The sequence below is a fragment of the Variovorax sp. GW821-FHT09D07 genome (assembly GCF_059416345.1).
In genome coordinates, this window is record NZ_JBWKOY010000008.1 from 183,280 (window position 1) to 201,473 (window position 18,194).

Here is an 18,194-nt window from a genome sequence, read left to right on the forward strand (position 1 = left end):
TCAGATCGGCGCGTACGCGCCCGTGCCGCCCGGCCAGGCCGTCAGCACCTCGTACCCGTCTGCCGTGACCGCCACCATGTGCTCCCACTGCGCGGACAGCGAGCGGTCCTTGGTCACGACGGTCCAGCCGTCGGCCAGTTGCTTCGTTTCGGCGCGGCCCGCGTTGAGCATCGGCTCGATGGTGAAGACCATACCCGGCTCGAGCACGAGGCCCGCCCCGCGCCGCCCGAAGTGCAGCACCTGCGGTTCGTCGTGGTAGATGCGGCCGATGCCGTGTCCGCAGTATTCGCGCACCACGCTGAAGTGCTCGCGCTGCGCGACCGACTGGATCGCGTGGCCCACGTCGCCCAGCGTCGCGCCGGGCTTCACCTGGCGGATGCCGGCGCACAGGGCTTCGTAGGTCGTCTCCACCAGCCGGCGCGCCAGCACGCTGGGCGCACCGACGAAGAACATGCGGCTGGTGTCGCCGAACCAGCCGTCCTTGTTGACGGCGACGTCGATGTTGACGATGTCGCCCGCCTTCAAGATCTTGTCGGCCGAGGGGATGCCGTGGCACACCACCTGGTTCACCGAGGTGAGGATGGTCTTCGGATAGCCCAGGTAGCCCACGTTGGCGGGAATGGCGCCTTGCACCTTCACGATGTGTGCGTGGCAGAGGCGGTCGAGCGCTTCGGTGCTCACGCCGGGCACGACGTGGGGCTCGATCATGGCCAGGACCTCGGCGGCCAGCTGTGCGGCGCGCCGCGCCATCACCAGCTCTTCGGCGGACTTGAGTGGAACGTCGTGTGCCATCGTCAGTGCTTGCCGTTCGCGGGGGCGCGGGGCTTGCCCGGTGGCGCCGCAGTGACTGTCGCGGCAATGTCCAGCCCGCCCGAAAGCTCGGCCTGGATCAGCAGCTGGCAGACCTCCCGGTAGTCGAGGTCGGGATGCATCTCGGTCAGCATGCCGACCCGCATCCAGTGCTCTGCCTGCGCATTGATCGACCGGCTGAGGGCGTTGCCCGCCACGCGCAGGTTCTCGTGCATCAGGTCTGAAATCTTGACGATGCCCATGGACCACCTCTGTATGAAACGTATATGGATTGTATGCGTTTCATATGGCCCGGTGTTTTGGGTGGACTACGCGCTCTTGTCCCGCGCGATCAGCAGGTTGCGCGCTTCCGTCAAGAGCGGCTTCACGGTCTCGAAGGTCGCGGCGCTCGGGTTGATCACGCTCACCCAGTACATCTTTGCGTACACCGGGTGCGGCATGAGCCGGTCGAGCGCGGTGTAGTCGATGTCGACTGGTGGCTGCTCGCCGAACAGCGCGCGAAAGCTTTCTTTGCCCACGCCGACGTTCAGGCGGAACACGCCGGGCCGGTTCAGCTTCGAGGCGCTGTCGAACTCGTTGTCCTTCGTCACGATCGTGGCAAAGGGGAACTTGTTGTCCGCGCCGTGGAAGAAGAAGGTGTTGTCGTCGGCCACTTCGAAATGGCCGCCGCCGAGCATGTCGATGAGGTGTTGGGTGATGTCGTCTTCGGTCATGGATTTGCGGGTGTGGTCAGGGCTTCCAGCGTCGCAGGCCGAGCTCGTCGGCCAGTGCCTGGTAGGCCTTGATGCGCGCCTGCACGTAGTCGTCGAGCGCGGCGCCGGTGAGCGCGAAAGGATAAAGGCCGTGCCGTTCGCGCAGCGCCGCATAGCCCGGCGCGGCCGTGGCCTCGGCGAAGGCGGCGGTCCAGGCGCGCACGGCGGCGTCGGGCACGTTGGCGCTCAGGTAGACGCCGCGCACGGTCGGCCAGACGATGTCCGCGCCTTGCTCGCGCGCGGTGGGCACGCCCGTGAGCGCACCGCCCAGCCGCGCTTCGGACAGCACCGCGAGCAGGCGCAGCGGCGCGCCGCCGGCGATGGCCTGCAGCGCCTCGGCGGCGTCGCCCGGGAACGCGTCGACGTGCTTGCCCTGCAGCGCGCCCAGCGCATCGCCGCCGCCTTCGAAGGAGACGAAGCGCATCGCCTTCGGTGCGCCGCCGGCTGCGCGCACCAGCAGCGCGGCCTTCACCCAGTCCTGGCTGCCGACCGTGCCGCCCGCGCCGAAGACCACGCGCGACGGGTCCTGGCGCAGCGCGGCGATCAGGTCCTGCAAACGGCGGTAGGGCGAATCGCGGTGCACGGCGACCACGCCGTAGTCGGTGCCCAGCGTGGCGATCCAGCGCACGGCCGACGGCGGGTGCGGTCCGAAGCGGCCCTGCGCGAGGTTGAGCAGCGAGCCGCTGGAGAACGCGACCAGCGTGCCCGGCCCGCCGAGCTGTCCGCTCGCGATGCGGTCGAAGGCCACCGCGCCGATGCCGCCCGGCAGGTAGCGCTGCGCGAGCGGCGTGCGCGCGGGGCGCACGGCCTGCAGCGCATCGCGCGCCAACGCGCAGGTCAGCGCGAAGCCGCCGCCGGCCTTGGCGGGAATCACGCATTCCGCCGGGCCCTCGGACACATCGCCCGCGGCCGCCGTCGCCTGCAGCGCGACAGGCGCGAGCCACGCGGACAGCGCGCGCAGCGCATGGCGACGGGTGAGAGCGAAGGGGCGTGGCATTGAAGGGAAGGAGGGCGGCGGTTCACCCCGCAGGCCGGGGCCACCAGATGATGGCATGCAGGCCCGGCCCCGCGCCGCGTGCCTCCAGCCGCAAGTCGCCACGGTGCCGCTGCGCGATGGAACGCACGATCGCCAGGCCGAGCCCGAAGCCGCCCTGGTCCGCGCGCGCGCCGCGACGGAAGCGCTGGCCCAGCGTGGCGCGCTCGTCCTCGCTCAGGCCGGGGCCGTCGTCCTCCACGTTGAGGCTCCAGCCCGCGGCGTCGCCGGCAGCAAACAGCGTGATGGTGCCGGCCGCCGGCGTGTAGGCGATGGCGTTGGCCACGAGGTTGCTCAGCGCCTCGCGCAGCAGGCCGCGGTCGCCCACCGCGTGCAGCTCGGGCGAGGGCGCATGGATGCCCAGGTCGATGCGCTTGGCGCGTGCCAGCGGCAGCAGGTCGACCGCCACTTCGCGCAGCAGCTCGGCGGTGTCGAAGTCGGCCGGTGCCACGGCCACGGTGTCACTGCGGCCTAGCGCCAGCAGCTGCTGCGCACTGCGCGTGGCGCGGCCGATCTCGGCGCCCAGCGCGTCGAGCGCGGCGCGCACCTGCGCCGGGTCGTCCTCGCGGCGCGCGTAGTCGGCCTGCATCTGCAGCGTGGTCAGGTGCGTGCGCAGCTGGTGCGAGGCGTCGTCCAGAAACTGCCGTTGTTGTGCGACCAGTTCCTGCGTGCGCGCCATCTGCTGGTTCACGGCGGCCACCAGCGGGCGCACCTCGGCGGGCAGGTCGGTCTCAGCGATGCGCGTGAGGTCGTCGGGCGTGCGTGCCTGCACCTCGCGCGCCAGCCGCGACAGCGGGCGCAGCGCCGCCGCCAGTGCCAGCGCGGTGCCGCACAACAGCATCGCGAGGATCAGCCCGTCGCGCAGCGCGGCGCTGCGCACGAAGCGGCTTGTGAAATCCTGGCGCGAGCGCGTGCTCTCGCCGACCTGGATCAGCACGCTGCGCCCGGTGCTGCCGGCCGGTGCGCGGTCCAGGTCGCGCCGGTAGGCCGCGAGCCGCACGGCCTCGCCGAAGTAGGTGGCGTCGTAGAAGGCCGGCACGCCCATCGCCGGCTCGACGGGCGGCGCGGGCAGGTCGGCGCTGCCCAGCTCCACCAGCCCGTCGGAGGTCGCGACGCGAAAGAACACCTGCCCGCTGGCCGTGAGCTCGAAGAACTCGAACATCGTGTACGGCAGCTCGACCGACAGCCCGCCCGAGGCCGTGGAGATGTTCGCGTCGATCGACTTGAGCGCGCCGAGCAGCGAACGGTCGTAGGCCGCATTGGCGGCGGCCAGTGCGTCGTGCCGCGTCATCCACAGCTCGATGCCCGTCACCAGCAGCAAGGCGGGGAACAGCAGCAGCGCGAGCCGCTGCCACAGGCTGGTGCGGCGCAGGCGGTCGGTGAAGCGGCGCAGCGCGCTCACTCAGTCCGCTTCCAGCACGTAGCCCAGGCCGCGCAGCGTGACGATGCGCACGCCGCTGCCGTCGAGCCGCTTGCGCAGCCGGTACACCAGCACCTCGATGGCTTCGAGGTGCACCTCGTCGTCGTCGGAGAACACGCGGTCGAGGATCTGCTGCTTCGACAGCGGCTCGCCGCTGCGCTGCACCAGCGCGCGCAGCACCGCCTGTTCGCGCGGCGACAGGGCGAGCGCTTCGCCGCCCAGCGTGAACTGCCGGCGCGCGCCGTCGTACACCAGCGGCCCGCAGGCCAGGCGCGGATGCTCCACGCCGCGCGCACGGCGCACCAGCGCGTGCAGCCGCGCTTCCAGCTCGGCCAGCGCGAAGGGCTTGGCGAGGAAGTCGTCGGCGCCCGCGTTGAGGGAGGCGACGCGCTCGTCCAGCGAATCGCGCGCCGTGAGGATCAGCGCCGGCAGCCGCTGGTCGCGTTCGCGCAGCCGCTGCAGCACCGTGTGGCCGTCCATGCCGGGCAGGCCCAGGTCGAGCACCAGCGCGTCGTGGTCGCGCTGCTGCAGCGCCCGGTCGGCCAGCCGGCCGTCGTCCACCCATTCGACCTGGATGCCCGCATGCTCCAGCGCCTTGCAGAGCCAGGTGCCCAGGGTGTGTTCGTCTTCGGCCAGCAGGATGCGCATGGCGCCGATGCTAGGGCCTGTACCGGTCAATCAGGCTTGATGTTTGCCCGGGCGATGACCTTTTGCCAGCGGTTCTGTTCTGCGGTGATGAACTGCGCGAACTGCTCCGGCGTGCCGCCCACGGCCTCGGCCGCATCGGCCGTGAGGCGCTGCATCGAGTCGGGCGACTTCACGGCCTTCATGGTCTCGGCCGAGAGCTTGGCCATCTGCGCGGGCGTGATGCTGGCCGGCGCGAGCATGCCGTACCACTGCGTCATCTCGAAGCCGGGGAAACCTTGCTCGGCCACGGTCGGCACGTCGGGCAGTTGCGCCAGGCGCTTGGCCGAGCCGGTCGCGATGCAGCGCACCTTGCCGGCCTTGATGAACGGAATGATCGCCGCCGCACCGATGGCCGAGGCGTCGAGCCGGCCCGAGAGCAGGTCGGTCACCATCGGGCCGGTGCCGCGGTAGGGCACGTGCAGCATGAAGACCTCGGCCGTCATCTTCAGGTACTCGAAGGCCAGGTGGCCGGCGCTGCCGTTGCCGGCCGAGCCGTAGCTCAGCTTGCCGGGCTTGCTCTTGGCGTAGGCGATGAACTCCTTGAGGTTCTTCGCCGGCACGTCGGGGTGCACCACGTACAGGCTGGGCACCTTGGCCAGCAGGCTCACGGGCTTGAAGTCCTTGTTCGCGTCGTAGGGCAGCTTGGCGAAGATGTAGGGGTTCACGGCCAGCGTGCCGATGTGGCCGAGGATCAGCGTGTGCTGGTCGGTGGCGCGCGCGACTTCGCTCATGGCGATGTTGCCGGCCGCGCCGGGCTTGTTGTCGACGAACACGCTCTGCCCCAGCGTGCGCGACAGTTCGGCGGCGGTGGAACGCGCCACGATCTCCGAGCTGCCGCCCGGCGCGAAGGGCACGACGAAGCGGATCGACTTGCTGGGCCAAGCGTCCTGCGCGCAGGCCATCGAAGGCAGCAGGCCGCCGAGGGTGAGGGCGCCGCCGGCTTGCAGCCAGTGGCGGCGGCTCAGGGGAACGTCGGTGGGGAAGCGGTCGGACATGGCTTGTCTCCAGTGTTTTTTGGATGGAAGCCCGCATCCTGCCGGGCGGATGCTGTCGGAATGCTGTCAGTGCCTCAGATCAGGTTGCGCATCGCCTGCGCCGTCTCGCGCAGCACCGGCAGCACGCGGGCTACCGCGTCTTCCGAACTCTCGTGCCCCATCGGCATCGTGATGTTGAGCGCGCCCACCAGCGTGCCGTGGCGGTCGCGCAGCGGCACGGCGATGCCGCGCGAGTTCAGGTCGAGCTGCTGTTCCGACAGCGCCCAGCCCTGGGCGCGGATGCGCGCCAGCTCGAGCTTCATGCGCTCCATGCTCGCGATGGTGTGCGAGGTGAACACCGTGAGCTGGCGCGTGGCCAGCCAGTCGTTCAGCTCGGCGTCGCTGCGCAGCGCCAGCATCAGCATGCCCGAAGCCGTCACCTGCGCCGGCACGCGCGCACCGAGCACGTAGCCGGTGCTCATGCTGCGGTTGGGGCCGTTGCGCGCGATGTAGACCACCTCGTCGCCGTCCATCACGCTGAGGTAGGCGATCTCGTTGGTGCCGGCCGCCACGCGTTGCAGAAAAGGCTGCACCACGCGCGGCAGCCGGGCCGATTCGAGGTACGACTGCCCCAGCCGCAGCACGCGCGGCGTGAGCCAGAAGAGCTTGCCGTCGCTGGCCACGTAGCCCATGTGCTGCAGGGTGAGCAGGTAGCGCCGCGCGGCGGTGCGCGTCATGTTCGTGCGCTGGCCGGCCTGGCTGGCCGTGAGGCGCGGGTTGGCGTCGTCGAAGGCCTCGATGATGCTCACGCCGCGCTCCAGCCCGGCGATCCAGTCGCGCTTGTCCAGGCCGGCGGGCGGCGTCGAGTCGTCGGGGCTGGTGCTGTTCATGGGCGGAAGTGTGCCCGCGTCCGGCGCGGTGGCGAGGCCCGAATGGCTAAGTAAAAACCCTCAATTTGATCGATTGACGAACTTGAAAGATCGATCATCGAACGTTTGATGCCTGGTATGCCAGCAGACCGCGCGCGAAGGGACTATAAAGCCCGCTGTTCCGCCCCGAAACGAGCGATTGACGAACGGAAGCACGCCCATGAGCCCCTTCATCACCGGCAGCACCCAGGCCTACCTCATCCCCGGCGACCCGGTCCGCAACGTGCGGCTGCCGCGCATGTTCAACGCGGCCTTCGCGCGCTACGGCATCGACGCGGTGCTGGTGCCCATGCAGGTGCCGGTGCGCGACTTCGCGGTGTTCATGAAGTCGGCCTTCCTGGCGCGCAACGTGCGCGGCATGGTGATCGCGCCGCCGCACAAGCCGCGCGTGGTCGACCTGCTCGACGGCTGCGGCCTGTTCGGCCGCGTGGCCGGTTCGGTCAACGTGGTGCGCCGCACCGAGGGCGACCAGCTCGAGGGCGACCTGTTCGACGGCGAAGGCCTGATCGGCGCGCTCGATCGCTGCAACGTGCCGTTCCGCGGCAAGCGCGTGCTGATCCTCGGCGCGGGCGTGAGCGCCGCGGCCATCGGCGTGGCGCTGGCCGAGGGCGGCACGGTGAATGGCGCCGAGCACATCGCTTTCTTCGACACCGCCTCCGGCAAGGCCGCGGGCGTGGCCGCCAAGCTCGACGCTTTCTTCGATGCGACCGTGGTCGCGGTCGACAGCAACGCGCCCGAGGGCTACGACCTCGTGATCAACGCCACGCCGCTGGGCCTGGCCGAGGACGACGCGCTGCCGCTGGACGTGGCGCGCATGGAACCGCATGCGGCGCTGTTCGACATCCTGCTGCGCAACCAGCCCACGCCGCTGGTGCGTGCGGCGCGGGCGCGCGGCCTGAATGCGCAGGCCGGCTTCGAGATGCTCGTGCAGCAGATGCCGCACTACTTCCGCTACTTCGGCCACATCGACGCGGCCGATGCGATGCAGGCCGACGCCGACTTTTTGCGCGAGCTCATCTATCCGCCGGCGATGCACGCCGAGATCGCGAACCCGCTGCGCTACCAGTCTCCGAGCGTGGCCTGAGCCCGCACCTTCTTCCTGAACGAAACGACGCCCATGATCTCCGGCAAGACCACGCTCATCGCCCACATCGGCTACCCCACCGAGGCCTTCAAGGCGCCGATGATCTACAACCCCTGGTTCGACAAGCAAGGCATCGACGCGGTCGTCGTGCCCATGGGCGTGAAGCCCGAGGACTATGCGGTGTCGCTCGCGCAGATCTTCAAGTTCTCGAACCTGCGCGGCGCGTTGGTCACGATGCCGCACAAGGTCACGACGATGTCGCTGGTCGACGAGGTCACGCCCACCGCGCGCGTCGCGGGCGCCTGCAACGCCGTGCTCAAGCGGCCCGACGGCAGCCTGCTGGGCGACCAGTTCGACGGCGCGGGCTTCGTGCGCGGCGTGGAGCGCAAGGGGCGGCTGTTCAAGGGCACGCGGGTGCTGGTGTCGGGCACGGGCGGCGTCGGGTCGGCCATCGCAGCGTCGATCGCCGCGGCCGGCGCGGCCGAGCTGATGCTGTTCGACATGAGCGATGTCTCCGCGCAGGCGCTGGCCGCGCGGCTGCGCGAACACTATCCGCAGATGAAGGTCACCACCGGCTCGAAGGACCCGGCGGGCTTCGACATCGTCGTCAACGCCACGCCGCTGGGCATGAAGGACAGCGACCCGCTGCCCTTCGACGTGGACCGCATCGCCCCCGAGACCTTCGTCGGCGAGGTCGTCATGAAGACCGAATACACGCCGCTGCTGCAGGCCGCCAAGGCCAAGGGCTGCCAGGTGCAGGTGGGCACCGACATGCTGTTCGAGATGATCCCGGCCTACCTCGAGTTCTTCGGCTTCGGCACCGCCTCGCCCGAAGAGCTGCGCGCCGTCGCGCAATTGAAATACTGAAAACACCGGAACACGCATGAGCATTTTTGAAGGCTTCCTTTCCACCTCCGAAACGCTGGGCGCCTTCAGCGACCGCGCCTTCGTCGACGCCATGCTGCGCTTCGAGGCCGCGCTCGCGCGCGCACAGGCGGCCGAGGGGCTGATTCCCGAGAGCGCCGCGCATTCGATCGTCGGCAGCTGCAAGGTCGAGCTGTTCGACGTGGCCAAGATCGTGCGCGAGAGCGGGCGCGCCGGCAGCGTCGCCATCCCGCTGGTGAAGGCACTGCGCGAGGCCGTGGGCCTGTTCAATGCCGAGGCCGTGCCCTTCGTGCACTTCGGCAGCACCAGCCAGGACGTGATCGACAGCGCGATGGCGCTGGTCACGCGCGAAGCCGTCGCGCTGGTCGAGGCCGACCTGGCCAAGGCGGCCGACGCACTCCTGCGCCTGGCGGTGCAGCACGCCGACACGCCGATGCTCGCGCGCACGCTGATGCAGCCGGCCTCGGTCACCAGCTTCGGTTTCAAGTGTGCCGGCTGGGCCGCGCCGCTGGTGCGCAGCCGCACCCGCCTGCGCGCCGCCGCGAAGCACGCGCTGCAGCTGCAGCTCGGCGGCGCCGTCGGCACGCTGGCGCAGATGAAGGGGCAGGGCGCCGCGGTGCGCCAGCGCATGGCCAAGGAACTCGGCCTGGGCGACCCCGGCGCCACATGGCACACGCAGCGCGACGAATGGGTCGCGCTCGGCTGCGAACTCGGCCTGCTCACGGGCAGCCTGGGCAAGGTCGCGGTCGACATCTCGCTGCTCGGCCAGTACGAAGTGGCCGAGGTCGCCGAGCCCAGCGAACCCGGGCGCGGCGGCTCGTCGGCGATGCCGCACAAGCGCAACCCCGTGGCCTCGATGGTCGCCATCGCCGCCGCGCACCGCGCGCCGCAGCGCGTGGCCGCCTTGCTCGGCGCCATGCCGCAGCAGCACGAACGCGCGCTCGGCGCCTGGCAGGCCGAGCTGGCCGAATGGCCGCAGCTGTTGATGTCGGCGCACGGCAGCGTGCGCGCCATGGCCGGCGCCTTGCCCGGCCTGCAGGTCGATGCCGCGCGCATGCGCGCCAACATCGACCGGCTGCGTGCCGAACTGCCGCGCGACGCAGCGGACGAATGGTTCGACCCTGCGCTGGCCGTGAACGCCGGCCAGACCGCACTGGCGCAGGTGAAAGCCCTGCAAGCCCAACTCTCATCCGACAAGGAGCTCTCGCCATGACCGCCCCCGACACCCCGAGCAATCCGTACGAAGACGGCCTCGTCAACCGCCGCCGAGTGCTCGGCGACGCCTGGGTCGACAAGTCGCTCGCCAACCGCAACGGCTTCAACGCCGAGTTCCAGGAGCTCATCACGCGCCACGCGTGGAACGACATCTGGGGTCGCCCCGCGCTGGGCGACAAGACGCGCCGCTTCATGGTGCTGTCGATGATGCTGGGCATCCATGCCTACGAAGAGTTCGCCATGCACGTGCGTGCCGCGCTCGACGGTCCGCCCGAGTCGCGCCTCACGCCCGACGAGATCAAGGAAGTGATCATGATGGCCGCGATCTACTGCGGCGTGCCGGTGGCCAACCACGCCTTCGGCATCGCGACGAACATCCTGCGCGAGAAGGGCCTGCTGCCCGCAGCACCCGCTGCTCCGTCCGCGGCGCAGTGAACGCGCCGGTCGCCCCGAAGAAGGGCCGGTTCGACGTCAGTTTCACCTTGCTGCTGCCGCTGCTGCTGGCCGCGCAACCGGTGGCCACCGACAGCTATCTGCCGGCGCTCCCCGCCATCGCGAAGGAGCTGGGCTCGGCCAGCACCAGCCTCACGCTGTTCGTGCTGGCCTTCGGCTTTGCGCAGCTGCTGTGCGGCCCGCTGGCCGACCGCTTCGGCCGACGGCCGGTGCTGCTGGCGGGGCTGGCCTGTTATGTGGTCGCGGCTTTTGGCGGTGCCTTTGCGGGCAGCGTGGCGGTGCTCGCGGGCTGGCGCACGCTGCAGGGTTTTTCGATGGCGGCGATTCTCGTGTGCTCACGCGCCGCGGTGCGCGACCTGTATCCGGCGCACGAGGGCCCGCACGTCATGGCGCGGGGCCTCACGGGCCTGGGCATGGTCGGGTTGGTGGCGCCGCTGTTGGGTGCCTGGCTGGTGCAGGGCGCAGGTTGGCGCTGGGTGATGGTCGCGATGGCGGTCTATTCGCTGGCGCTGTTCGCGCTGTGCTGGCGCTCGTTCGGCGAAACGCGCAAGCCGCTGGCCGGAGGCGAATCGTCCGCGCCGCGCGGCAGCACGCGCGCCGTGTTCGCCAGCCGCGCCTTCCGCGCCTGGGCCTCGGTGGCCGCGGCCACTTATGGCGGGCTGTTCTGCTTCCTGCTGCTCTCGCCGATGGTCTACATCGGCTACCTCGGCTGGTCGCCCGCGTGGTACGGCTGGATTCCGGCCGGCGGCTCGCTGGTCTACATCTTCAGCACCACGATGTGCCGCAGCCTGCTGCGCCGCTTCGGGCCGATGCGCACGGTGCGCCTGGGCGCGGTGCTGAGCATCACCGGCGCCGTGATCCAGGCGCTGGGCTGCTGGTTGATGCCGCACAGTGCCGTGCCGCTGCTGGTGGGCCACGCCGTGTACTGCCTCGGCCACGGCATCCACCAGCCCTGCGGGCAGGCCGGTGCCGTGGGCGACCTGCCGCACCTGGCGGGGCGGGCCGTGTCGTGGTCCGGTTTCGGCATGATGATGGTCGCGTTCTGCGTGGGGCAGGTCGCCGCGCTGTTCGTCGACACGAGTTTTTCGTACGGCGCCTGGCCGATGGTCGTGCCGATGCTGATGGCCGGCACCGTGCTGCTGGCCATCGCGTTCCTGTGGCTGCCGCGCCTTGCGCAACCTGCTTCGTCATCCGCTTCCCAGAAGGACTCCACACCATGACCACTTCCACCCCCCGCCTGAACGTCGTGCGCGAAGGCGACGGCCCCTTCGTCGTGCTCAGCCATGCGCTCGGCTGCGACCTGCACATGTGGGACGGCGTGGCCGCGCAGCTCGCGCGCGCCCACACGGTGATCCGCTACGACCACCGCAACCACGGCGGTTCCGAGGTGGTGCCCGGCGTGCTGCGCGTGGAAACGCTGGCGCAGGACGCGTCCGAGCTGATCGCGCGCGAGACGGGCGGCGAGCCCGTGCACTTCGTGGGCCTGTCGATGGGCGGCATGACCGCGCAGGCGCTGGCGGTGCGGCACGCCGCGCAGCTCAAGACCGTGGTGATCGCCAATTCGGCCGCGCACTACCCCGACCAGGCCCCGTGGCGCCTGCGCGCGGAAACCGTGGCCGCCAAGGGCGTGGCCACCATCGCGCCGGGCGCCGTCGCGCGCTGGCTCACGCCGGCCTACGCCGCCACGCCCGAGGGCGCGGTGGCCGCGCGCACCTTGCACGACACGCTGGTGCGCACCGACGCGCAGGGCTACATCGAGAGCTGCAACGCCGTGGCCGCCATCGACTTTCGCGACAGCAACCGCCGCATCGCCACGCCCACGTTGGTGATCGGCGGGCTGCAGGACGAGGCCACGCCGATGGCCATGTCCGAGGCCATGGTGGCGCAGATCCCGGGCGCGCGGCTGGCGACCATCGATGCCGCGCACCTGAGCGCGGTGGAGCGCCCGGTCGAGTTCGCGCAGATGCTGATCGATTACTGGCGCAGCCTCTGAAAAAACGCCCCGGCCTGCGCCCCCGCGCGGGCTAGGTGTAACCCCTATTTCGTGCGAATGATGATCGGTAGCGTGCGATCATCGATCAGAGGGGGCTGATTTGCGTTGTGGCGCGCCCGGGCTCTTTCTACAGTCCATCCCCATGCACCGCGCCATTGCCACCGTCTCGCTCAGCGGCACCCTCCGCCAGAAGCTCGAAGCCATTGCGGCCGCGGGCTTCGACGGCATCGAGCTGTTCGAAGCCGATTTCGTCAACTTCCGCGGCACCGCCGCTGAGCTGCGCCGCATCGCGTCCGACCTGGGCCTGGCTATCGACCTGTACCAGCCCTTCCGCGACTTCGAAGGCATGCCCGAAGCGCAGTTCCACCGCAGCCTGGAGCGCGCCGAACGCAAGTTCGACCTCATGGAAGCCATGGGCGCGCCGCTGGTGCTGTGCTGCTCCAACACCTCGCCGCTGTCGGTGAACGACCCGGCGTGCGCCGCCGCCCAGCTGCACGAGTTGGCCGAACGCGCCGCGCGCCGCAACCTGCGCGTGGGCTTCGAGGCGCTGGCCTGGGGCCGCAACACCTCGCGCTACGCCCAGGCTTGGGACATCGTGCAGCGCGCCGACCACCCGCACCTCGGGCTGATCCTCGACAGCTTCCACACGCTGTCGCTGAAGGACGATCCGGCGGGCATCGCCGCGATTCCGGGCGAGAAGATCTTCTTCGTGCAGATGGCCGATGCGCCGCTGTTGTCGATGGACGTGCTGCAGTGGGCGCGCCACCACCGTTCGTTCCCGGGGCAGGGCGATTTCGACGTGGTCGGCTTCTTCGAACAGGTGCTGCGCGCGGGCTATACCGGGCCGCTGTCGCTGGAAATCTTCAACGACATCTTCCGCGAGACGCCGAACCGCCGCACCGCCGTCGATGCGATGCGCTCGCTGCTGTACCTCGAAAGCGAAACGCGCGAGCGGCTCGCCAACGGGAATGCACCCGTGCAGCCGCAGCGCGTGGAGCTGTTCAACCCGCCGCCCGCGCCGGCGCTCTCGGGCCTGTCCTTCATCGAGTTCGCGGCCGACGAGGCCTCGGCCGTCACGCTCGGCGCGCTGCTGGGGCAGCTGGGCTTTCGCCGCGTGGGGCGCCATCGCTCCAAGGCCGTCACGCTGTACCGCCAGGGCGGCATCCACTTCATCGTCAACGCGCAGCCGGACTCGTTTGCGCGCCGCCGTTTCGAGGCGCACGGCACCTCGGTCTGCGCGCTGGGCGTGCGCTGCGCCGACCCGCTCGCGGCCGTGGGCCGCGCCAGCGCCATGCGTTCGCAGCGCCACGACAGCCCGGTGGGGCCGAACGAGCTGCGCGTGCCGGCCATCGTGGCGCCGGGCGGCAACCTGATCCATTTCGTGCCCGAGGCGCTGGGCGCCAACGGGCTGTACGAGACCGACTTCATCCTCGAAGACGCGGGGCCCGACGCGCACGATGCCGGCCTCACGCGCATCGACCACGTCGCGCTGGGCCTGGCGCTCGACCAGCTCGACACCTGGGTGCTGTTCACGCGCGCCGTGCTCGGCCTGGAGCCCGGCGAGAGCCTGGAGCTGGCCGACCCCTTCGGGCTGATCCGCAGCCGCGGCGTGGCCAATGCCGACCGCAGCCTGCGCCTGGTGCTGAACGTGTCGCTGAGCCAGCGCACGCGCACCGCGCGCACCCTGAGCGTGACCGGCGGCGGCGCGGTGCACCACATCGCGCTCGATTGCGACGACATCTTCGACACCGTGGCCCGGCTGCGCGCCAACGGCACGCGCTTCGTGCCGATCTCGGACAACTACTACGACGACCTGGCCACGCGCATCGACGTGGCGCCCGAACTGCTGGCGCGCATGCGCGAAGCCGGCGTGCTGTTCGACCGCTCGGCGGCCGGCGACTACCTGCACATCTACACCGAGAGTTTCGACGGCGGCCTCTTCTTCGAGGTCGCGCAGCGCGTGGGCGGCTACGACGCCTACGGCGCGCTCAACGCACCCGCGCGCATGGCGTCGCAGGCGCAGCAGCCCCAACAACAAGACTGATTTTTTCCCCTCGCATCCGACACCTTCGTCACACCACTGGAGACAACCCATGGCCCACCCATCCGCCAAAGAGCCGCAAGGCAAGCACCAGTCGAGGAAAGCCGCCGCCAGCGGCTGGATCGGCTCGGCGCTGGAGTACTACGACTTCTTCATCTACGCCACCGCCGCGGCGCTGATCTTTCCGCAGATCTTCTTTCCCAAGGGCGACCCGACCACGGCCATCATCGCGTCGCTCGCGACCTACGGCGTGGGCTATGTCGCGCGCCCCATCGGCGCCTTCGTGCTCGGCCACTGGGGCGACACGCACGGGCGCAAGCAGGTGCTGGTGCTGTGCATGTTCCTGATGGGCTTCTCGACCGTGGCCGTGGGCCTGCTGCCGACCTACGATCAGGTCGGCCTGCTGGCCCCGGCGCTGCTGGTGTTCCTGCGCCTGGTGCAGGGCTTCGCGGTGGCTGGTGAAATTTCGGGCGCGAGCTCGATGATTTTGGAGCACGCGCCGTTCGGGCGCCGCGGCTTCTTCGCGAGCTTCACCTTGCAGGGCGTGCAGGCAGGCCAGATCCTGGCGGCCGCCGTGTTCCTGCCGCTGGCGCACTACATGCCTGAAGAGTCCTTCAACTCGTGGGGCTGGCGCATTCCGTTCCTGCTGAGCTTCATCGTGATCGTGGCCGGCTACATCATCCGCCGCGAGGTCGACGAGACGCCGGCCTTCGCCGAAGTCGACCAGAAGGGCGAAGTGGCCAAGGCGCCGATCGTCCAGGCGCTGACCGACAGCTGGGGCGACATGCTGCGCGTGATCTGCATGGCGCTGATGAACGTGATTCCCGTGGTCGCCACCGTGTTCGGCGCGGCCTACGCAGTGCAGGCCGCCTACGGCATCGGCTTCCAGAAAGACGTGTACCTGTGGATTCCCGTGCTGGGCAACATCCTGGCCGTGCTGGTGATCCCGTTCGTGGGCAACCTGTCGGACCGCATCGGCCGCAAGCCGCCGATCATCGTGGGCGCACTCGCCTCGGGCCTGCTGTCGTTCGTGTACCTGTACGCCATCAGCATCAAGAACGTGCCGCTGGCCATCTGCATGTCGCTCTTGATGTGGGGCATCGTGTACCAGGGCTACAACGCGACCTTCCCGAGCTTCTACCCGGAGCTGTTCCGCACCCGCAACCGCGTGTCGGCCATGGCCATCTCGCAGAACATCGGCACCACCTTCACCGCGCTGCTGCCCGCGCTGTTCGCCGCCGTGGCGCCTCCGGGCTCGACGAACATCTGGTTCACCGTGGGTGCCATCACCTTCGCCGTGACCGTGCTGGCCGCGCTGGCCGCCATGAGCGCCCGCGAGACCTATCGCGTCCACATGCACGACCTGGGCAACCCGAACGCGGTGCCGGTCGACAAGGCCGAGTACGACCGGCTGCGCGAAGAAACGCTGGCCAGCGCCCGCACGGAGCGCGAGCGCCGCAAGGCCATGGCCTGAAGACCCCGCGCGCACAAAGGGGTTGTGGCGCCATGAAGAATGGCGCCATGACCGCCCATCTCAAGATCGATTTCGTTTCCGATGTGTCCTGCCCCTGGTGCGCCGTGGGCCTCGGCTCGCTCGAGGCCGCCCTGAAACGGGTGGCGCCGGAGGTCACGGCCGAGCTGCATTTCCAGCCCTTCGAGCTGAACCCGCAGATGCCGCCCGAAGGCCAGGACACCTTCGAGCACCTGAACCAGAAGTACGGCTCCTCGCGCGAGCAGCAGGCCCAGGCCCGCGAGGCGATCCGCCAGCGCGGCGCGGCCGTCGGCTTCGAGTTCAGCGCCGGGGGCCGGCCCCGCGTGTACAACACCTTCAATGCCCACCGCCTGCTGCACTGGGCCGAACTGGAAGACCCGTCCAAGCAGGTGGCGCTGAAGAAGCTGCTGCTGAAGGCCTACTTCACCGACAGCCAGAACCCTTCGGACATCGAGGTGCTGGTGCGCGCGGCGACCGAGGCGGGGCTCGACGCGGCGCGGGCCCGCGAGATCCTGGCCGGCGACGAGTTCGCGCAGGAAACCCGCGAGCGCGAGCGCCTGTACACCGACGCCGGCATCCATTCGGTGCCCGCGATCATCATCAACGACCAGCACCTGATCTCCGGCGGCCAGCCGGTCGAGGTGTTCGAGCGTGCGCTGCGGCAAATTGCGGGTGCGGAGCCCAGCCGTACCGCCACGGCCTGAAGGCACGAGGCAGCAGCCCTGCCGTTTCGTCCTGAAACGAAGCTGACCTTCAGCTTTACCTGAGCGCGGGCCGAGGTCGGTCAACCGCCTACATCGCGAAGCGGTTGAAGGGCGCATGATCGACCGCATGCCGTTTCCGAAGCTGCACCGTTCGCGCGCGATCGCCGTGACGCTGGTCGCCGTGCTGGCGCTCACCGCCTGCTCCACCGGCCTGCTGCGTCCCGAGGGCCCGCCGCTCACGGCGCTGGGCCATGCCGCCGACACGCCCGCTGCGCAATTGCGCTGGCTGGACCGCGTGAGCTGGGGCGCCAACGCCGGCAGCCAGGCCGAGCTGGCGCGCGACGGCCTGCCGCGCTGGATGGGCCGCCAGCTGCGTCCCGCGCCGCGTCCGCTGCCCGCGGCGGCGCAGGCACAGATCGACGCCATGGCCATCTCGCGCACGCCGCTCGACCAGCTCGTCTTCGCGCTCGATGCCCGGCGCAAGGCCGCCGACGCCTTGCCCGACGAAGAAGCGAAGAAGGCCGCACGCACGGCCTACCAGCAGGAACTCAACACCCTCGCGCGCGAGGCGCAGCAGCGCTTCCTGCTGCGCGCGCTGTACGCGCCCAACCAGCTGCAGGAGCAGATGACCTGGTTCTGGATGAACCACTTCAGCGTCAGCATCCGCAAGGACCTGGTGCGTGCGATGGTCGGCGACTACGAAGAGAACGCCATCCGCCCGCACGCGCTCGGCAAGTTCCGCGACCTGCTGGGCGCCACCGCGCGGCACCCGGCCATGCTGCGCTACCTCGACAACGCACAGAACGCCGCCAACCGCATCAACGAGAACTACGCGCGCGAGCTCATGGAGCTGCACACGCTGGGCGTGGGCGGCGGCTACACGCAGGCCGACGTGCAGGAGCTGGCGCGCGTGCTGACCGGCGTGGGCGTCAGCGTGCAGCCGCCCGACGCGGCGCCGCCCGCGGTGCGCCCGGCCGTGCGCGCCGACTACGTGCGCCAGGGCCTGTTCGAGTTCCACCCGAACCGGCACGACTACGGCCCGAAGACCTTCCTGGGCCAGCCCATCCAGGCGCGCGGCCTGGCCGAGACCGACGAGGCGCTCGACCGCCTGGCGCGCGCGCCGGCCACCGCGCGCTTCATCTCGCGCAAGCTCGCCGTGTACTTCGTGGCCGACGAGCCGCCGCCCGCGCTGGTCGAGCGCATGGCCGCCACCTTCACGCGCAGCGACGGCGACATCGCCGCCACCTTGCAGACGCTGTTCGAATCGCGCGAGTTCGCGGCCTCGCTGGGCCGCAAGTTCCGTGACCCCGTGCACTACGTGCTGGCGGGCGTGCGGCTGGCCTACGACGAGCGCGTGGTGCTCAACACCACGCCGATGATCGGCTGGATCAACCGCATGGGCGAGACCCTGTACGCCCACGAGACGCCCGACGGCTACCCGCTCAACGAAGCCGCCTGGGCCAGTGCGGGGCAGATGAACACCCGCTTCGAAATCGCGCGCGCCATCGGCACGGGCGGCGCCGTGCTGTTCCGCACCGACGACAAGGCGCCGCTCGAGAAGCCGCCGTTTCCGCCGCTGGCCGAGTCACGCGCCGTGCATGCGCTGCAACCCGGCCTGAGCGCCGACACGCAGCAGGCGCTCGCACAGGCGAAGAACCCGCCGGAGTGGAACACCTTCCTGCTCGCATCGCCCGAGCTGATGCGGCGTTGAAAAGAGGGATC

Annotated in this window: 18 protein-coding genes; 10 read left to right on the forward strand and 8 right to left on the reverse strand. The window is 70.1% G+C overall.

The genetic code is table 11. The annotated features are described in order from the left end of the window. The 8 genes from map to AC07OX_RS25185 all read right to left on the reverse strand — a co-directional run bounded on the left by map (position 1) and on the right by AC07OX_RS25185 (position 6,566). Positions 1–792, reverse strand: a complete 792-nt coding sequence (map, locus tag AC07OX_RS25150; protein WP_307694061.1) for a type I methionyl aminopeptidase — start codon at positions 790–792, stop codon at positions 1–3. Positions 793–794: 2 nt separating this feature from the next. Continuing rightward, the gene (locus tag AC07OX_RS25155) at positions 795–1,052 is read right to left on the reverse strand and encodes a ParD-like family protein (protein ID WP_492695508.1); all 258 of its coding nucleotides are present in this window, start codon (positions 1,050–1,052) and stop codon (positions 795–797) included. A 66-nt stretch (positions 1,053–1,118) separates the two neighbouring features. Then, positions 1,119–1,523 (reverse strand): DUF6194 family protein, encoded by a 405-nt coding sequence (locus tag AC07OX_RS25160; protein WP_495262211.1) that lies wholly within the window; start codon positions 1,521–1,523, stop codon positions 1,119–1,121. A 16-nt stretch (positions 1,524–1,539) separates the two neighbouring features. After that, the gene (locus AC07OX_RS25165; RefSeq protein ID WP_495262210.1) at positions 1,540–2,559 is read right to left on the reverse strand and encodes a Bug family tripartite tricarboxylate transporter substrate binding protein; all 1,020 of its coding nucleotides are present in this window, start codon (positions 2,557–2,559) and stop codon (positions 1,540–1,542) included. Between the two features lie 22 nt (positions 2,560–2,581). Then, the gene (locus AC07OX_RS25170) at positions 2,582–3,997 is read right to left on the reverse strand and encodes a sensor histidine kinase (protein ID WP_495262209.1); all 1,416 of its coding nucleotides are present in this window, start codon (positions 3,995–3,997) and stop codon (positions 2,582–2,584) included. After that, complete coding sequence (locus AC07OX_RS25175; protein WP_062482520.1) at positions 3,998–4,663, reverse strand: response regulator; 666 nt, start codon at positions 4,661–4,663, stop codon at positions 3,998–4,000. It abuts the gene before it with no gap. A 26-nt stretch (positions 4,664–4,689) separates the two neighbouring features. Beyond that, positions 4,690–5,697 carry a Bug family tripartite tricarboxylate transporter substrate binding protein gene (locus tag AC07OX_RS25180; protein ID WP_492685306.1) on the reverse strand — a complete coding sequence of 336 codons (1,008 nt, stop codon included), beginning with the start codon at positions 5,695–5,697 and terminating at the stop codon, positions 4,690–4,692. A 74-nt stretch (positions 5,698–5,771) separates the two neighbouring features. Further along, positions 5,772–6,566, reverse strand: a complete 795-nt coding sequence (locus tag AC07OX_RS25185; protein WP_056573982.1) for an IclR family transcriptional regulator domain-containing protein — start codon at positions 6,564–6,566, stop codon at positions 5,772–5,774. A 199-nt stretch (positions 6,567–6,765) separates the two neighbouring features. Between AC07OX_RS25185 and AC07OX_RS25190 the strand changes: the two genes are divergently transcribed. From AC07OX_RS25190 to AC07OX_RS25235, 10 genes are all read left to right on the forward strand, one after another. After that, a complete protein-coding gene (locus AC07OX_RS25190) occupies positions 6,766–7,689 on the forward strand; it encodes a shikimate dehydrogenase family protein (protein ID WP_489057245.1) in 924 nt (307 codons plus the stop codon). Between the two features lie 33 nt (positions 7,690–7,722). Further along, positions 7,723–8,556 (forward strand): shikimate dehydrogenase family protein, encoded by an 834-nt coding sequence (locus AC07OX_RS25195; RefSeq protein WP_495262208.1) that lies wholly within the window; start codon positions 7,723–7,725, stop codon positions 8,554–8,556. 16 nt (positions 8,557–8,572) lie between these two features. Further along, positions 8,573–9,787, forward strand: a complete 1,215-nt coding sequence (gene pcaB, locus AC07OX_RS25200; protein ID WP_095744850.1) for a 3-carboxy-cis,cis-muconate cycloisomerase — start codon at positions 8,573–8,575, stop codon at positions 9,785–9,787. Then, positions 9,784–10,224, forward strand: coding sequence for a carboxymuconolactone decarboxylase family protein (locus AC07OX_RS25205; RefSeq protein ID WP_159272283.1), 441 nt, complete (start codon positions 9,784–9,786; stop codon positions 10,222–10,224). The genes pcaB and AC07OX_RS25205 overlap by 4 nt, the downstream gene beginning before the upstream one ends. Continuing rightward, positions 10,221–11,462, forward strand: a complete 1,242-nt coding sequence (locus tag AC07OX_RS25210; RefSeq protein WP_495262207.1) for a multidrug effflux MFS transporter — start codon at positions 10,221–10,223, stop codon at positions 11,460–11,462. The genes AC07OX_RS25205 and AC07OX_RS25210 overlap by 4 nt, the downstream gene beginning before the upstream one ends. After that, the gene (locus tag AC07OX_RS25215; protein WP_495262206.1) at positions 11,459–12,235 is read left to right on the forward strand and encodes an alpha/beta fold hydrolase; all 777 of its coding nucleotides are present in this window, start codon (positions 11,459–11,461) and stop codon (positions 12,233–12,235) included. The genes AC07OX_RS25210 and AC07OX_RS25215 overlap by 4 nt, the downstream gene beginning before the upstream one ends. Before the next feature lie 142 nt (positions 12,236–12,377). Then, positions 12,378–14,279 (forward strand): bifunctional sugar phosphate isomerase/epimerase/4-hydroxyphenylpyruvate dioxygenase family protein, encoded by a 1,902-nt coding sequence (locus AC07OX_RS25220; RefSeq protein WP_495262205.1) that lies wholly within the window; start codon positions 12,378–12,380, stop codon positions 14,277–14,279. A gap of 49 nt (positions 14,280–14,328) precedes the next feature. Continuing rightward, positions 14,329–15,750, forward strand: a complete 1,422-nt coding sequence (locus AC07OX_RS25225) for an MFS transporter (RefSeq protein WP_095744853.1) — start codon at positions 14,329–14,331, stop codon at positions 15,748–15,750. A 47-nt stretch (positions 15,751–15,797) separates the two neighbouring features. Continuing rightward, positions 15,798–16,472, forward strand: coding sequence for a DsbA family oxidoreductase (locus tag AC07OX_RS25230; protein ID WP_495262204.1), 675 nt, complete (start codon positions 15,798–15,800; stop codon positions 16,470–16,472). Positions 16,473–16,587: 115 nt separating this feature from the next. Next, positions 16,588–18,183, forward strand: coding sequence for a DUF1800 domain-containing protein (locus tag AC07OX_RS25235; protein ID WP_495262203.1), 1,596 nt, complete (start codon positions 16,588–16,590; stop codon positions 18,181–18,183). The last annotated feature ends 11 nt before the right edge of the window (positions 18,184–18,194 follow it).

Bases quoted from the DNA above. Each gene is read 5' to 3' on its own strand.
- AC07OX_RS25195 (WP_495262208.1), top strand. From the start codon at position 7,723: ATGATCTCCGGCAAGACCACGCTCATCGCCCACATCGGCTACCCCACC.
- AC07OX_RS25205 (WP_159272283.1), top strand. From the start codon at position 9,784: ATGACCGCCCCCGACACCCCGAGCAATCCGTACGAAGACGGCCTCGTC.
- AC07OX_RS25185 (WP_056573982.1), bottom strand. From the start codon at position 6,566: ATGAACAGCACCAGCCCCGACGACTCGACGCCGCCCGCCGGCCTGGAC.
- AC07OX_RS25235 (WP_495262203.1), top strand. From the start codon at position 16,588: ATGATCGACCGCATGCCGTTTCCGAAGCTGCACCGTTCGCGCGCGATC.
- AC07OX_RS25220 (WP_495262205.1), top strand. From the start codon at position 12,378: ATGCACCGCGCCATTGCCACCGTCTCGCTCAGCGGCACCCTCCGCCAG.
- AC07OX_RS25165 (WP_495262210.1), bottom strand. From the start codon at position 2,559: ATGCCACGCCCCTTCGCTCTCACCCGTCGCCATGCGCTGCGCGCGCTG.
- AC07OX_RS25190 (WP_489057245.1), top strand. From the start codon at position 6,766: ATGAGCCCCTTCATCACCGGCAGCACCCAGGCCTACCTCATCCCCGGC.
- pcaB (WP_095744850.1), top strand. From the start codon at position 8,573: ATGAGCATTTTTGAAGGCTTCCTTTCCACCTCCGAAACGCTGGGCGCC.
- AC07OX_RS25160 (WP_495262211.1), bottom strand. From the start codon at position 1,523: ATGACCGAAGACGACATCACCCAACACCTCATCGACATGCTCGGCGGC.
- map (WP_307694061.1), bottom strand. From the start codon at position 792: ATGGCACACGACGTTCCACTCAAGTCCGCCGAAGAGCTGGTGATGGCG.
- AC07OX_RS25225 (WP_095744853.1), top strand. From the start codon at position 14,329: ATGGCCCACCCATCCGCCAAAGAGCCGCAAGGCAAGCACCAGTCGAGG.
- AC07OX_RS25155 (WP_492695508.1), bottom strand. From the start codon at position 1,052: ATGGGCATCGTCAAGATTTCAGACCTGATGCACGAGAACCTGCGCGTG.
- AC07OX_RS25175 (WP_062482520.1), bottom strand. From the start codon at position 4,663: ATGCGCATCCTGCTGGCCGAAGACGAACACACCCTGGGCACCTGGCTC.
- AC07OX_RS25180 (WP_492685306.1), bottom strand. From the start codon at position 5,697: ATGTCCGACCGCTTCCCCACCGACGTTCCCCTGAGCCGCCGCCACTGG.
- AC07OX_RS25230 (WP_495262204.1), top strand. From the start codon at position 15,798: ATGACCGCCCATCTCAAGATCGATTTCGTTTCCGATGTGTCCTGCCCC.
- AC07OX_RS25215 (WP_495262206.1), top strand. From the start codon at position 11,459: ATGACCACTTCCACCCCCCGCCTGAACGTCGTGCGCGAAGGCGACGGC.